The following is a 13,992-nucleotide window of genomic DNA, read 5'->3' as shown; positions in this document are numbered from 1 at the left end:
CTCAGACCAGCTCGAGCGCGTCGTTCAATGCGCGCTCCAGATCGGCCTTGTAGCGCAAATACAAATTGCTTGAACTCTGACCATCACCGAGCAGGCCCGAGAGGTCCAGGTCGGTGATGTAGCAGCGATAGCGTTCGGTCTCGCGGCGCTGCTCGACGATTTCCCGGGCAACCACGCTGAACAGTTGCTCGCCGTGTTCCAGCTCTGAAAATTCCCGCTGATTGCAATACAACGTGACCTGCACTTCGCCCGGTGCGGCTTTGCCGACGATCGCCTGCACGTCGTAGAACGGTTTGTTGACCGGGGTTTGCGGTGCGGTTTTGGGCTCGACCCGACGGGCTCGCCCAGGGCCGGATGGCAACAGCTGGTAATACAGCGTGTCCAGACTCAATGGCTGGGCAGCGTCCATCGGCAGCAAGGCATCGCGCCGGTACTGGATCGATTGCAGGAAGCGTTGCAACGGCACCAGCAGGCTTTGTTCGTCGTGATAGGGCAAACGCTGTTGCCACAAGGCATTGAATTCATCCATCACGTACAGATCGGCCTGGTCGTCGTGAATCCGGTAGAACACCTGAATACAGTCCGGCTGGCCCATGGGCAGAATCAGCGCCAGGTCCTGATCTTCCAGCGCCATCGGGTCCAGGTGCAGCGGGCTGTAGCTCGCCAGCTCTTCGCCCAAGTAATCGAACAGCGCCGGCAGGGTGGCGAGGGCGACGTGATTGACCTGCCCTGGCACCAGTTCCAGCACGTGGTAATGCTGCTGGACCTGAATCAGGTAGCGATGATTGAGTTTGCTCAGCAGCAGGTTCTGCGCGGTGTCGATCACTTCTTCAACCCGCTGGGCGATGAACTGCGCGCGGTTATGGCAGAAGCAACGTACGCGCAATTTGGGCTGTCGCGGCCCGTTCGGCAGGTTATTGAGGTAATCGCGCAGGCAGTCGAGCAGGGCGTGAGGGCCGTCAAAGCGATTGACCAGCACCTCGTTCCAGCTGTTGAGCGTGACTTGGTCGAGGGTCAGCACCAGGTTTTCCCGGACCCCGGCGTAACTCAGGGAGTCGGTGCGCTCGGTGGTCATGAGGATGTTCAGGTCGCGGTGATGCTTGAGCGGATCGACGCCGACGTTCACCAGAATCAGCACCTCGCTCGGCACGCTGGCGCGCAACAAGGGTTCTTCGGCGACGGTGGGCAAGGGTAGGGCGATGCTCTGTTGCAGGCTGCCGAGCAGGTTGAACAGTTCGAACTCGCTCAGATCACTCTCGCCGGGATGCAAGGCCAGACGGGTGCTGCTATCGATGACGCCGTTGCGATGGCACCAGGTCAGCAACTCCAGCAATTGGCGGCTGCGCTTGATCGGCGCGAAGTGCTCCCACTCGTGGGCGGTCAGGCTGCCGTTGTACAAGCCCCACTGGGTTTGCCCCGATTCTTTTTTGTTGGGCGCGTGCACCAGGGTCAGGGTGTCTTCGGCCAGGTCCGGGGAGATGCCGGGGTTGATGAACTCGACCTTGTCCGCCTTGCGCTCGAACGCCGCATATAGACGTCGCCCCAGCACGTTGAGGTCGCGCTTGTTGATCAGGCTGACGGTCTGTTCGCTGCGGGCGAATTCGGTCAGGAAGCGGTAGCTGTAATTCAGTTCGTTGACCAGCGCCCGGCGCTCAGTGCTGACCTGGCGGACTTTCCACTGACTGCGGCTGTCGAGCAGGGCCAGTTGACGATGATCCCAGTGCCATTCGTGGGCCAGGCGTTCAAGCAACGAGCGCTGCCAGCTCTGGGTGCGACTGCTGCTGCCGGTGAGTTTGCGGTTGGCCTTCAGGTACAGCGCACGGCGCACCAGCTCCAGACGCTCCGGTTCGCCGCGCGCGGTGAGGTATTCCTCGATGCGTCGGTAGACCACGACGTACGGGTCCAACTCGTCGAGGTCGAGCCGATTGGCGAACACTGCTTGCTTGAAACGCAGGCTCAGGCACTGAACCCTGGGGTGTTCGCTGGCGTAGACCTCGATCAGCAACAGCTTGAGCACCGACTTGTAGGGTGACTCGATGCCCTTGTACAGCTGCCAAAGTCCGGCACCAATGAATTCGCCGGGCGGGATGTACGCCAGATGCCCCAGATCAAGGGTTTCGTCTGCGCGGATAAAGCGTTTGGACAGTAGCGCGTGGGTGTAGCGGTCGTAGGCGGACTCTTCGTATACCGGCACCAGCCACCAGATCGGCGTGCGTCCGGCCAGCCAGATCGCAGTGCGGTAGAACTCGTCCAGCAGCAGATAATGCTGGGTGGTGCCGCAGTCTTCCGAACTCAGTTGATTGTCCCGCTCGCCGAGCACGAAGCGCGCCGGGTCGATCAGGAAGAAATGCGCCTCGGCGCCCTGGCTCGCGGCCCAGGTTTCAAGCAACTGGCACTTTTTACGCAGCTCGTTGAGTTCGCTTTCGCTCAAGTCCGGCGAGTGACAGACCCAGACGTCCATGTCGCTCTGATCGGCCTGGGCGAGTGTGCCGAGGCTGCCCATCAGGAACAGGCCGTGAATCGGTCGCGGCGGATTGCTGCCGTGGCGCGGCTTGTAGGAAAACGATCGGGTCAGGCGTTGGGCTTCGGCGAGGGCATTGGCGTCGGGCTCGAAGTTCGATAGCCCGGCGGGCGTGCTGCCCGAAACGTAACCCGGCAACAACGGATGATTGACGTGGAAAAACAGCGGCAGCAGGGTCAGCACCCCTTGCTGGCGGGTCGACAGCCCTTCCATGGCGCGGGCCATGCGGCGCTCGTTGAGTTTTAAAAAGCGTGCGCGCAGCTGGCTGAGAACCTTGCGGTCGATCCCCTCGTCCAGATCAGGGCGGATTTCATGGGTGCGGGTCATGTCAGCTCAAACCGGCTCGCAGGGCTCGGACGTCGGAGGTCTCAGAATGGAGGGCAGTTTAGCGCCTCGGTCGCAGGACTTTTAAGCGGATTTTGTTTTTTGACGTCAGATTTCTATCGCTGTGCAACGAAGTGTGCCCGCGGAAATCCCGTAGCAGGGGTTTCCGTGGGCGATGCGGTGATGCTCAGGCAGTTTCCTGGACGCTCAGAATGGTCAGGACGGTTTGCACATTTTGCGCGGCATCCCGACCCAGACTGGTCAGATAACCGCCATCGGGCTGGTCGATCAGTTCTTTTTCGTACAGGCGTTGAGCGGCAGCAATAGCTTTAGGGGCAGCGGTCTGATGAATTTTCAAACCTTCCTGGGAACTGTCCAGGTTGAAGAGTGCGAGGATTTCCAGTTCGGCAACCAACTCAGGGGTAAGCGACATAAGGACTCCAGACTTTCTAGGAATTGGACGACAGCGCCCCTAAGGTGATCCCACTCGTGCGGCATGTCCAGTGCTCGCGACAGGGTTTTTCACCTTGGGAAGCATTCCCCGGCGGGTGGTGCGGCAGCGGGGTGCGTACCAGTGTAGTCAGGGTCTGGGGGAAGGCAGGAATGATGGGTGACAATTTGTGTGGGAGCAGGCTTTGGAATGTGGAGATTGCCCGTGGCGAGGGGATTTATTGTGGCGAGGGGATTTATCCCCGTTGGGTCGCGAAGCGGCCCTGAAACCTGTGATCGCGGTGTTTCTAGTAAACCGCGCTCACAGGGTTTACGACTGCTGCGCAGCCGAACGGGGCGGTGCGGCGGTCCGCTAAATCCCCTCGCCACAGGTGTCGGGGTTACTTCTTTTCCGGCGGCAGCTCTGGCAGCGCACGCAGCGCCGCTTCGTACCATTCGGTGTTGAACGCGCGGTCTTCTTCGAGGATCGCGTCAATTTCCACCGCCAAAACGTGAGCCATCAGGTTGAGGATCTCGTCACGCTCGTAACCCACCAGGGTCAGCTTGTTGAAGGTCGCCTTGGCGGCAGGCGGGTTGTCGCTTTCGATCTGGTTTTCGATGGCTTCAATCAGGGTGTTTTCGGCGAACTCTTCTTCGTCGATATCGTCTTGGTTGTTGTCGGGGATTGGCTCGCTCATGGCAGGCTCCTCAAGGAAAGGCGGCCAGTTTACCTGCATTCAGCGCCATGATGCTGCTGGCGAGAAACGCCTTGGCGTTCTATAAAGCAGGCACTGCCAACCCCGCACGGCCTGGAGGCTATGTGATGCTCAAGCTTTATGGATTTTCCGTCAGCAACTACTACAACATGGTGAAACTGGCGCTGCTGGAGAAAGGGCTGCCGTTCGAAGAAGTGCCGTTTTACGCCGGCCAGAGCCCCGAGGCGCTGGCGATCAGCCCGCGCGGCAAGGTGCCGGTGCTGGGTGTCGAGCAAGGTTTCATCAACGAAACCGCCGTGATTCTCGAATACATCGAGCAAAGCCAGAAAGGCACGCCGCTGCTGCCGAGCGACCCCTTCGAGCGGGCGCAGGTCCTGGCGCTGGCCAAGGAAATCGAGCTGTACATCGAACTGCCGGGGCGTGCCTGTTACGGCGAAGCATTTTTCGGCATGCCAGTGCCCGACGCGATCAAGGACAAGACCAAAGCCGAGTTGCTGCAGGGTTTTGCCTCGCTTGGACGGCACGGGAAATTTGCCCCTTATGTAGCAGGTGAAAGCCTGAGCCTTGCGGATTTGTATTTCCTGTACAGCGTGCCGTTGGCCCGTGCGGTGGGGCAGAAGCTGTTTGACCTGGATTTGCTGGCGGAGATGCCGGCGGCCAAGGCGCTGTTGGAACGTTTGGAGCAGAACCCGAACGTGCAGCGAATTGCGGCGGACAAGGAAGCGGCGATGCCAGCATTCATGGCGATGATCGCGTCCAAGAAGTAAGTCTTGTAGCGTTTTCAAGATCGCATTCGCGGGCAAGCCTCGCTCCTACGGGTTTTGTGTCGTTCGCAACCATGCGGCACGAAATCAACCTTGTAGGAGCGAGGCTTGCCCGCGAAGCTTTTAGCGGCTGGCGAGCAATGCCTGACCGCGAGCTACCGCCTTCTTGACCTGTGCCGGCGCAGTCCCGCCGATATGGTCACGGGCGTTCACCGAACCCTCCAGCGTCAGCACCGCAAACACGTCCTGATCGATCTGGTCGCTGAATTTGCGCAGTTCTTCCAGGCTCATTTCCGCCAGGTCCTTGCCGCTTTCCACGCCGTACTTCACGGCATGGCCAACGATTTCGTGGCAGTCACGGAACGGCAGGCCACGACGCACCAGGTAGTCAGCCAGGTCGGTGGCGGTGGAGAAACCGCGCAAGGCCGCTTCGCGCATCATCGCGTGCTTGGGTTTGATCGCCGGGATCATGTCGGCAAAGGCCCGCAGCGAGTCGCGCAAGGTGTCGGCGGCGTCGAACAGCGGCTCTTTATCTTCCTGGTTGTCCTTGTTGTAAGCCAGTGGCTGGCCTTTCATCAGGGTCAGCAGGCCCATCAGCGCGCCGAAGACTCGGCCGGTCTTGCCGCGCACCAGTTCCGGCACGTCCGGGTTTTTCTTTTGCGGCATGATCGAGCTGCCGGTGCAGAAGCGGTCCGGCAGATCGATGAACTGGAACTGCGCGCTGGTCCACAGCACCAGCTCTTCGGAGAAGCGCGACAAGTGCATCATTGCGATGCTCGCGGCCGAGCAGAACTCGATAGCGAAGTCACGATCGGACACGTTGTCCAGCGAGTTGCCGCCGACGGCGTCGAAGCCCAGCAGTTGCGCGGTGTATTCGCGGTCGATCGGGTAGGTGGTGCCCGCCAGCGCGGCGCTGCCCAAAGGCATGCGATTGGTGCGCTTGCGGCAGTCGACCAGACGCTCGTAGTCGCGGCTGAGCATTTCGAACCAGGCCAGCATGTGGTGACCGAACGTCACCGGCTGCGCGGTTTGCAGGTGGGTGAAGCCCGGCATGATGCTGCCGGCTTCGCGCTCGGCCTGTTCCAGCAAGCCTTTTTGCAGGCGGGTGATTTCCGCCAGGATCAGGTCGATCTCGTCACGCAGCCACAGACGAATGTCGGTGGCGACCTGGTCGTTACGGCTGCGGCCGGTGTGCAGCTTTTTACCGGTCACGCCGATGCGGTCGGTCAGGCGCGCCTCGATGTTCATGTGCACGTCTTCGAGGTCGATGCGCCAGTCGAGCTGACCGGCCTCGATTTCACCCTGGATGGTCTTCAGGCCATCGGTGATGCTGTCGCGCTCGGCATCGGTCAGCACGCCGACCTTGGCCAACATGGTGGCGTGGGCGATCGAGCCCATGATGTCGTGGCGATACAGGCGCTGGTCGAAGGTGACGGAGGCGGTGAAGCGGGCGACGAAGGCGTCGACGGGTTCACTGAAGCGGCCGCCCCAGGACTGATTGGTCTTGTCAGTGCTCATGAATTCGCTCGTATCGGCTGAAGAAAGATGGCGTTGAAAGCTGTCGCGGATAATAACAGGGTTGCCAATCCTGTCGCTGACACTGGTCGACACGTTTTTTTCTCGGGTCCCGGCCTATGCTCGAAGCCAGCGTGGCCTGAATTGCGCAACGATATTTTTCAATTGAGCAATAACGTCCCGGCAACCGTCTACAGTTGGTCAGTAGGATCAGCGCACTTCCCGGCGCTGCAGCGGACTATAAGAAGAGGGGGGTGTTCATATTGTGTATCAGCAAACCCTACGGCGATGCCTCGCCAACCGCCAATTGCCCGGCAAATAAACAATTAGCGGTCGGACGGGCGGCACTTTTTGGCCCTCGCGCTAGTCTTAGCGTGGATCGCGGTGACGGACGTCACTCCACTTGTCTACGCTATCCTTGTGCGAGACTCACGCAGGAATCCAGCGCAATATGAATGTCCTGATCGTTGATGACGAACCCCTTGCCCGCGAGCGCCTGAGCCGAATGGTCGGCGAACTCGAGGGATACAGCGTCCTGGAGCCCAGCGCCACGAACGGCGAAGAAGCGTTGGCACTGATCGACAGCCACAAGCCGGATATCGTGTTGCTCGATATCCGCATGCCCGGCCTCGATGGCCTGCAAGTGGCTGCCCGATTGTGCGAACGCGAAACCCCGCCTGCCGTGGTGTTTTGCACAGGGCCCGATGAATTTGCCGTGGAAGCCTTACAGGCCAGCGCCGTAGGCTATCTGGTGAAACCTGTGCGTACAGAACAATTGCATGAAGCGTTGAAAAAAGCCGAGCGGCCTAATCGTGTCCAGCTTGCGGCCTTGACCCGTCCCGCCGCCGAAACCGGCAGCGGCCCGCGCAGCCATATCAGCGCGCGTACCCGTAAAGGCATTGAGCTGATCCCGTTGGGTCAGGTGGTCTACTTTATCGCCGACCACAAATACGTGACCTTGCGCCATGAAGGCGGCGAAGTGCTGCTGGATGAACCGCTCAAGGCCCTTGAAGATGAATTCGGTGACCGATTCGTGCGCATCCACCGCAACGCCCTGGTCGCTCGCGAACGCATCGAGCGCCTGCAACGCACGCCTCTGGGACACTTTCAGCTGTTCCTCAAAGGCCTGAACGGCGATGCCCTGATCGTCAGCCGGCGTCATGTGGCCGGTGTGCGCAAAATGATGCAACAGCTTTAATTCGCCATCCGCAGGCGAATTTCTCACCCGATTGCCGGACATCCGGGGCCAGGGAGGCCAGGCAATACCTGATACAAGTCAAAGTGGATTTGACTGAGCTGTTATTATCCGCCGTATCTATTCAGTACGGATTGATCCATGTCCTCTCGCGAAATCCGCATCGCCACCCGCAAAAGTGCTCTCGCCCTGTGGCAGGCCGAATACGTCAAAGCCCGTCTTGAAGCGGCCCATCCGGGTCTGCTCGTGACGCTGGTGCCCATGGTCAGTCGCGGCGACAAGCTGCTGGACTCACCGCTGTCGAAAATCGGCGGCAAGGGCCTGTTCGTCAAGGAGCTGGAAACCGCGCTGTTGGAGAACGAAGCCGACATCGCCGTGCATTCGATGAAAGACGTGCCGATGGATTTCCCTGAAGGTCTCGGCCTGTTCTGCATCTGCGAGCGAGAAGACCCGCGTGATGCATTCGTCTCCAATACCTACGCCAGCCTGGATGAACTGCCGCAAGGCAGCATCGTCGGCACCTCCAGCCTGCGTCGTCAGGCCCAGTTGTTGACCCGCCGCCCAGACCTGGAAATCCGCTTCCTGCGCGGCAACGTCAACACGCGCCTGGCCAAGCTCGATGCCGGTGAATACGACGCCATCATTCTCGCGGCTGCCGGCCTGATTCGCCTGGGCTTCGAAGATCGAATCACCTCGGCCATCAGCGTCGATGACAGCCTGCCGGCCGGTGGCCAGGGAGCCGTCGGTATTGAATGCCGCACCGCCGACAATGAAATCCACACCTTGCTCGCACCGCTGCACCATCAGGACACCGCCACCCGTGTCACTGCCGAACGTGCCCTCAACAAACATTTGAATGGCGGCTGCCAGGTGCCGATCGCCTGTTACGCCGTGCTGGAAGGCGAGCAGATCTGGTTGCGCGGTCTGGTGGGCGATCCGAGCGGCGGCCTGCTGCTCAGCGCCGAGGCTCGTGCGCCGCGCAGCAATGCCGAAGCGTTGGGTGTGCAAGTGGCCGAAGACCTGCTGAATCAGGGCGCCAATGACATTCTGAAAGCGGTCTATGGCGAGGCAGGTCACGAGTGACGGGCTGGCGCCTGCTGCTGACGCGTCCCGCGGATGAGTCGGCGGCGCTGAGTGTTGTTTTGGCCGAAGCGGGGATTTTCAGCAGCAGTTTGCCGCTTTTGGAAATTGAACCGATTCCTGCCTCTGACACAATGCGCGAAGTGATTCAGCATCTGGATCGGTACTACGCGGTAATCGTGGTCAGCAAGCCGGCCGCCAGAATCGCGGTGGATCTGGTCAGTCAATATTGGCCGCAACCACCACGCCTGAAGTGGTTCAGCGTGGGCGCCGCGACTGCGCAGATTCTCGATGAGCACGGGTTGGACGTGAGTTTCCCGGCCGGGGGTGATGACAGCGAAGCCTTGCTGGAACTTGCGTCGTTGCGCGAGGCTGTCACACGGCACGATCCACGGGTATTGATCATGCGGGGAGAGGGCGGGCGCGAGTTGCTCGCTGAGCGTTTGCGCGAGCTTGGTGCTAGTGTCGAGTATCTGGAGCTGTACCGCCGCGACCTGCCGCAGTACCCGCCAGCAGCACTGCCAGAGCGGATCAAGGCGGAACGCTTGAACGGGCTGGTGGTCAGCAGTGGACAGGGTTTTGAGCACCTGCATCAATTGGCCGGCGCTGCCTGGCCGCAATTGGCGCGGTTGCCGTTGTTTGTTCCAAGCCCCAGGGTTGCCGAGCTGGCACGTGCCGCCGGGGCCCAAACAGTTGTGGATTGTCGTGGCGCCAGTGCCGCGGCTTTGCTGACGGCGTTACGGGAGCATCCCGAACCCGTTCTCTAATGCAAAGGATGGATACGTGAACGAAACAGCCTTGCCTAAAGATGACGTGAAGCCAGTGCTTGATGCGCCGGTTGAAGCTCCGGTTGAAACTGCGCCACCTGCTGCCGAGCAGCGCCGAGGCAATGGGCTGGCAATAGTCGCGTTGCTGTTGGGCGCCGCCGGTGTGGCGGTAGGCGGTTGGGGCGTCTGGCAGGTGCGTCACCTGCAAGCCAATACGCAGCAGCAGTTGAGCCAGGTGCAGGCGTTGAACGATCAGGCGCAAAGTCTGAAGCTGAACGAACAGCGCCTGAGTGCGCGCCTTGAGCAAATGCCTGCCGCAGAAGAGCTGGACGCTCGCAGCCGTCTGGTGATTCAACTGCAAGGCGATCAGCAGCGTTTGAATCAACGACTGGAAACCGTCCTCGGCGCGAGCCGCAAGGACTGGCGTCTGGCCGAGGCCGAGCACTTGCTGCGCCTGGCCAGCCTGCGGCTTTCGGCGTTGCAGGACATCAGCAGCGCTCAGGCGCTGGTGCAGGGCGCCGATGAAATTCTTCGCGAACAGAACGACCCGGGTTCCTTTGCCGCACGTGAACAAGTGGCGAAAACCCTGGTCGCCTTGCGCAGCACCGAACAGCCGGATCGCACCGGTCTTTTCCTGCGACTGGGTGCGCTGCGCGATCAGGTGATCAACCTCACCGAACTGGCACCCGAGTACAAGGATCGCGGCGACTCCCTGCTGGGTTTGACCGCCGATGGCGACGGCGCCAGTCGTTGGGCGCAGTGGTGGGATCAAATCTCGCGTTACATCCGCATCGATTTCAACGCCGATAAAAATGTGCGTCCGCTGCTGGCAGGCCATAGCCTGAGCCAGGTGCGTCTGGCCCTGAGCCTGGCGCTGGAACAGGCGCAGTGGGCGGCATTGAACGGTCAGGCCGCGGTTTACACCCAGGCGCTGGCCGAGGCCCGGGACGTGCTCAAAGGCAACTTCAATCCGGACAACCCGCAGAGCAAAGTGATGCTCGAGCAAGTTGGCGAACTGAGCAAGCAGCCGGTCACCGTGGTCACGCCGGATCTGACCGGCACGCTGAGCGCGGTTCAGGGTTATCTCGAGCGACGTAATGTCAACGCCGAGGACTCGATCAAACCCATGGCCAAGCCTGCCGCAAGCACCCTGCAGGAGGCCACGCCATGAAGCGTCTCTATGTGATCGTGTTTCTGGTCATCACCGCTGCCGCCGCATTGGGGTTGGCGATTGCCGAGCATTCCGGCTACGTGCTGATCGCTTACAAGAGCTTCCGTTTCGAATCGAGCCTGTGGGCGACCCTGGCCTTGGTGGCGGTGTTGTGGCTGGTGTTCTGGGGCATCAAGGCGTTGGTCGAACTGGTCACGACCTCCAGTGGCGTGGTCAATCCCTGGTCGCGGCGCAATCGCAGTCGTCGGGTGCAAGTGGCGATCGAGCACGGTCAGCTGGACCTGGCCGAAGGTCGCTGGGCCAGCGCACAGCGTCATTTGCATCGCGCCGCCGAAGCCGAGCGCCAGCCGTTGCTTTACTACCTCGGCGCTGCTCGCGCCGCCAACGAGCAAGGCCACTACGAGGAAAGCGACAACTTGCTGGAGCGTGCGCTGGAACGCCAGCCCCAGGCCGAGTTGGCGATTGCCTTGAGCCACGCTCAACTGCAAACCGATCGCGGCGACACCGACGGCGCTCTGGTGACCTTGCAGGCCATGCATGAGCGTCACCCTCATAACGTCCAGACCTTGCGCCAGTTGCAGCGTTTGCATCAACAGCGCGGTGACTGGTCGGCCGTGATTCGCCTGCTGCCGGAGCTGCGCAAGGACAAGGTCCTGCCACCGGCCGAGCTGGCCGAACTGGAGCGCCGGGCCTGGGGTGAAAACCTGTCCCTGGCAGCGCGTCAGGAAGAAGACGGAACCGTCGGATTGCAATCGCTCAACCGCGCCTGGCAGCAACTCACCTCGGCGCAGCGCCAGGAACCGCAACTGGTGTTGGCGTATGCCGAGCAGCTTCGGCAAGTCGGCGCCCAGGTCGAGGCCGAAGAGGTTCTGCGAACGGCGCTCAAGCGCAACTACGACAGCCATCTGGCCCGCCTTTACGGACTGGTTCGCGGCAGTGATCCGGCACGCCAGCTGCAAACCGCCGAGGGCTGGCTGAAGAACCATCCGGCCGACCCGAGCCTGTTGCTGACCCTGGGTCGTCTGTGTTTGCAAAACAGTCTGTGGGGCAAGGCCCGGGACTATCTGGAAAGCAGCCTGCGCGTGCAGCGCAACCCGGAAGCCTGCGCGGAGCTGGCGCGATTGCTGGCGCAACTGGGCGACACCGAGCGCAGCAATCAGCTGTTCCAGGAAGGTCTTGGCTTGCTGGACGAACGCCTGTTGGCAGCGCCGTTGCCGGTGCCTGCAAACGTCTAAAAGTTAACGGCTGGTGAAACCTGTGGCGAGGGAGCTTGCTCCCGCCGGGTTGCGAAGCAACCCCTTGATTTACGATTGCTGCGCAATCGAACGGGAGCAAGCTCCCTCGCCACAAAGACGTTAATTCTTACGGTCCTGGTCTGTTGGTGACAAATTCCTACAGAGGACTACATCTAATCCTCTCGACTCTGTCGGGAATTCCCTACACTTCTGTTGAAGTGTCCCTGCTGACCTGTCTTGTAAGGCTGGCGCGCTTTCCTCTACCGTAACCACTTGTCTCTACTGGTACGGAAAAGCCATGTCGTTGGCCTGCTCACGCTCCTTGTTTTTCATGGTTTTCGTTGTCGGCGCCCTGGCCTTGGGCGTTTCCTATTACCTGGAATATGCGGTCGGCCTCCAGCCGTGCGGCATGTGCCTGGTGCAGCGGATGTGTCTGGCGTTACTCACGGGTGTCTGCCTGATGGCTTCGGTGCATGGGCCCGGCCGTTTTGGTTCTTCCCTGTATTGGCTGCTGGGTTTGCTGTGCAGTCTGGCGGGAACAGTGACAGCGTGGCGCCAGGTGTTGTTGCAAGGCGATCCGCTGCAACAGCTGTCCACGTGTTCGCCCGATCTGGCCGATCTGTTCGCAAGCAACCCCTGGGTTTATGTTGTGCAGCAAATGTTCAACGGCACGGCAGACTGTGCACGGATTTCATGGACGCTGTTCGATCTGAGCCTGCCGGAGTGGAGCCTGTTGTTCTTTGTCGCGATGACAATCCTCAGTGTTCAGCAGTTGCTGCGCGTTGTCTGGATCGCCTGCCGGCGACCGCTCAGCGGCGAGTCGTCGTACCCCGCGCTGGTGGGCGATTAAACACTTGTATGAACTTTATCTCCTGCGTACCTTGAAGCCACAGTCGCGCGGGCATAATCTGGCCCGCACGTGTCATTGGAATTATGTTGCTCGAATGACGCTCTGCCTGGCCGATTCTTGATCTTCAAGTGTGCGACAGGTGTAGGGCAGCATGACCCACAAGGGAAGAGAGATCACCATGCTCGAAAGTTGTCAGAATGCTCAGGAACGCTGGGGTGGAGTGCATCTGCTGATCGATCGCTGGTTGCAGGAGCGTCACGAACTGGTTCGGGCCTATGATGCTCTCGGCGCCAAGCCTGAGGCTCTGGGCGAGAACCGCAAGCCATTGCAGGAATTCTGCGGCGTGCTGGTCGATTACGTGTCTGCCGGGCACTTCGAGATCTACGAACAGCTGACGGGCGAAGCCAAGGCGTTTGGCGACACTCGCGGCCTCGAGTTGGCCGAGACGATCTACCCGCGTATCGACGTCATCACCGAGAAGCTGCTTGCGTTCAATGACCTGTGCGATGCAGGCAAGTGCGTGGCAGAGAAATTCAAGGAACTGGGTGGCCTGTTGCACGAACGCTTTGAACTGGAAGACTGCCTGATCGAAGTGCTGCACACCGCTCACAAGGAAGAGGATTCGGTTCAAGCCTGAACCCCTTCCGGCAACACCCTCAAAAAAAACGGTGCGCTTATGCGCGCCGTTTTTCGTTTGCGCTGTTCAGCCGGTTGCCCCGCGCAATTCGACTTCGAATACCAGCGGCGTGAATGGCTCGATCAAGTCGCCGGCACCGTCGGCGCCATAGGCCTGCGCCGATGGAATCACCAGCCGCCACTTCGCACCGACCGGCATGTTTTGCAGGGCGCTGCGCCATCCGCTGATCACACTGTCGAGACTGAACCACTGCGGCTGACTGTTCTGATCGAACACGGTGCCGTCGGGAAGGCGACCGATGTACAGGACCTGGACCTTTCCATTCGGACCTGCTTTCGCACCGGTGCCAGGCACCAACTCCGTCAGCAATACTCCATCGGCCAGTTCACGAACACCGGGTTTGGTTTTTTCCCCCGCGAGAAAACGTTTCTCTTTTTCGAGGGCGACCTCGCTCTGCGGCGCGCTCTGTTGCAAAGCAACCTGCGCTTCATGCTCGGTCAGAATCTGTTCGATCTGCTCATCTTTCAGGGTCAGCGGTTTGCCTCGATAGGCTTGCTGCAACCCTTCGACCAGTGCCTGAAGTTGCAGATCGGGAACCTCCTGACGCAGACGTTCACCGAGGCTTGCGCCCAGGCTGTACGCGAGATCGTGAGCTTCATTTTCCGTGGTTTTTTCGGCGGCCTGAGCCACGGAAAAAAACACGCACAGCGATAAAAAAAGGTAGCGCGACATCGGCACTCTCCGACCTGAGATGCGGCAGATTATGCCAGTGTGAATGCGTGCGACAG

General features: G+C 60.5%; 13 protein-coding genes. 8 read left to right on the top strand and 5 right to left on the bottom strand.

The genetic code is table 11. The annotated features are described in order from the left end of the window. Window position 1 precedes the first annotated feature (1 nt). From ACA066_RS28095 to ACA066_RS28085, 3 genes are all read right to left on the bottom strand, one after another. Window positions 2-2,848 (bottom strand): class I adenylate cyclase, encoded by a 2,847-nt coding sequence (locus tag ACA066_RS28095; protein WP_497697459.1) that lies wholly within the window; start codon window positions 2,846-2,848, stop codon window positions 2-4. Between the two features lie 184 nt (window positions 2,849-3,032). Continuing rightward, window positions 3,033-3,278 carry a TIGR02647 family protein gene (locus ACA066_RS28090; protein WP_094470036.1) on the bottom strand — a complete coding sequence of 82 codons (246 nt, stop codon included), beginning with the start codon at window positions 3,276-3,278 and terminating at the stop codon, window positions 3,033-3,035. A gap of 397 nt (window positions 3,279-3,675) precedes the next feature. Next, the gene (locus tag ACA066_RS28085; RefSeq protein WP_497697458.1) at window positions 3,676-3,972 is read right to left on the bottom strand and encodes a hypothetical protein; all 297 of its coding nucleotides are present in this window, start codon (window positions 3,970-3,972) and stop codon (window positions 3,676-3,678) included. Between the two features lie 125 nt (window positions 3,973-4,097). On the opposite strand from ACA066_RS28085, the gene ACA066_RS28080 reads away from it, so the two are divergent. After that, window positions 4,098-4,757 carry a glutathione S-transferase family protein gene (locus ACA066_RS28080; RefSeq protein WP_497697457.1) on the top strand — a complete coding sequence of 220 codons (660 nt, stop codon included), beginning with the start codon at window positions 4,098-4,100 and terminating at the stop codon, window positions 4,755-4,757. Between the two features lie 120 nt (window positions 4,758-4,877). On the opposite strand, the gene argH is transcribed toward ACA066_RS28080, so the two are convergent. Further along, complete coding sequence (argH, locus tag ACA066_RS28075; RefSeq protein ID WP_497697456.1) at window positions 4,878-6,272, bottom strand: argininosuccinate lyase; 1,395 nt, start codon at window positions 6,270-6,272, stop codon at window positions 4,878-4,880. Window positions 6,273-6,720: 448 nt separating this feature from the next. Between argH and ACA066_RS28070 the strand changes: the two genes are divergently transcribed. The 7 genes from ACA066_RS28070 to ACA066_RS28040 all read left to right on the top strand — a co-directional run bounded on the left by ACA066_RS28070 (window position 6,721) and on the right by ACA066_RS28040 (window position 13,204). Further along, the gene (locus ACA066_RS28070) at window positions 6,721-7,467 is read left to right on the top strand and encodes a LytR/AlgR family response regulator transcription factor (RefSeq protein ID WP_017341431.1); all 747 of its coding nucleotides are present in this window, start codon (window positions 6,721-6,723) and stop codon (window positions 7,465-7,467) included. A 138-nt stretch (window positions 7,468-7,605) separates the two neighbouring features. Further along, window positions 7,606-8,547, top strand: coding sequence for a hydroxymethylbilane synthase (gene hemC, locus ACA066_RS28065; protein ID WP_497697455.1), 942 nt, complete (start codon window positions 7,606-7,608; stop codon window positions 8,545-8,547). Further along, window positions 8,544-9,311 carry a uroporphyrinogen-III synthase gene (locus ACA066_RS28060; protein ID WP_497697454.1) on the top strand — a complete coding sequence of 256 codons (768 nt, stop codon included), beginning with the start codon at window positions 8,544-8,546 and terminating at the stop codon, window positions 9,309-9,311. The genes hemC and ACA066_RS28060 overlap by 4 nt, the downstream gene beginning before the upstream one ends. 16 nt (window positions 9,312-9,327) lie before the next feature. Next, window positions 9,328-10,482 (top strand): uroporphyrinogen-III C-methyltransferase, encoded by a 1,155-nt coding sequence (locus ACA066_RS28055; RefSeq protein ID WP_497697453.1) that lies wholly within the window; start codon window positions 9,328-9,330, stop codon window positions 10,480-10,482. Next, window positions 10,479-11,717 (top strand): heme biosynthesis protein HemY, encoded by a 1,239-nt coding sequence (locus ACA066_RS28050; RefSeq protein ID WP_497697452.1) that lies wholly within the window; start codon window positions 10,479-10,481, stop codon window positions 11,715-11,717. Before ACA066_RS28055 ends, ACA066_RS28050 begins: the two co-directional genes overlap by 4 nt. Before the next feature lie 298 nt (window positions 11,718-12,015). After that, window positions 12,016-12,567: a disulfide bond formation protein B gene (locus tag ACA066_RS28045; RefSeq protein ID WP_497697451.1), complete on the top strand. Its 552-nt coding sequence runs from the start codon at window positions 12,016-12,018 to the stop codon at window positions 12,565-12,567. A gap of 178 nt (window positions 12,568-12,745) precedes the next feature. Further along, window positions 12,746-13,204, top strand: a complete 459-nt coding sequence (locus ACA066_RS28040; protein ID WP_007899333.1) for an Rsd/AlgQ family anti-sigma factor — start codon at window positions 12,746-12,748, stop codon at window positions 13,202-13,204. A 66-nt stretch (window positions 13,205-13,270) separates the two neighbouring features. Here ACA066_RS28040 and ACA066_RS28035 read toward each other — a convergent pair whose 3' ends face one another. Beyond that, window positions 13,271-13,936 carry an FKBP-type peptidyl-prolyl cis-trans isomerase gene (locus tag ACA066_RS28035; protein WP_497697450.1) on the bottom strand — a complete coding sequence of 222 codons (666 nt, stop codon included), beginning with the start codon at window positions 13,934-13,936 and terminating at the stop codon, window positions 13,271-13,273. Window positions 13,937-13,992 lie beyond the last annotated feature (56 nt).

The sequence above is a fragment of the Pseudomonas sp. LBUM1651 genome (genome assembly GCF_059716135.1).
This window is presented reverse-complemented; position numbering and strand designations above follow the sequence as displayed.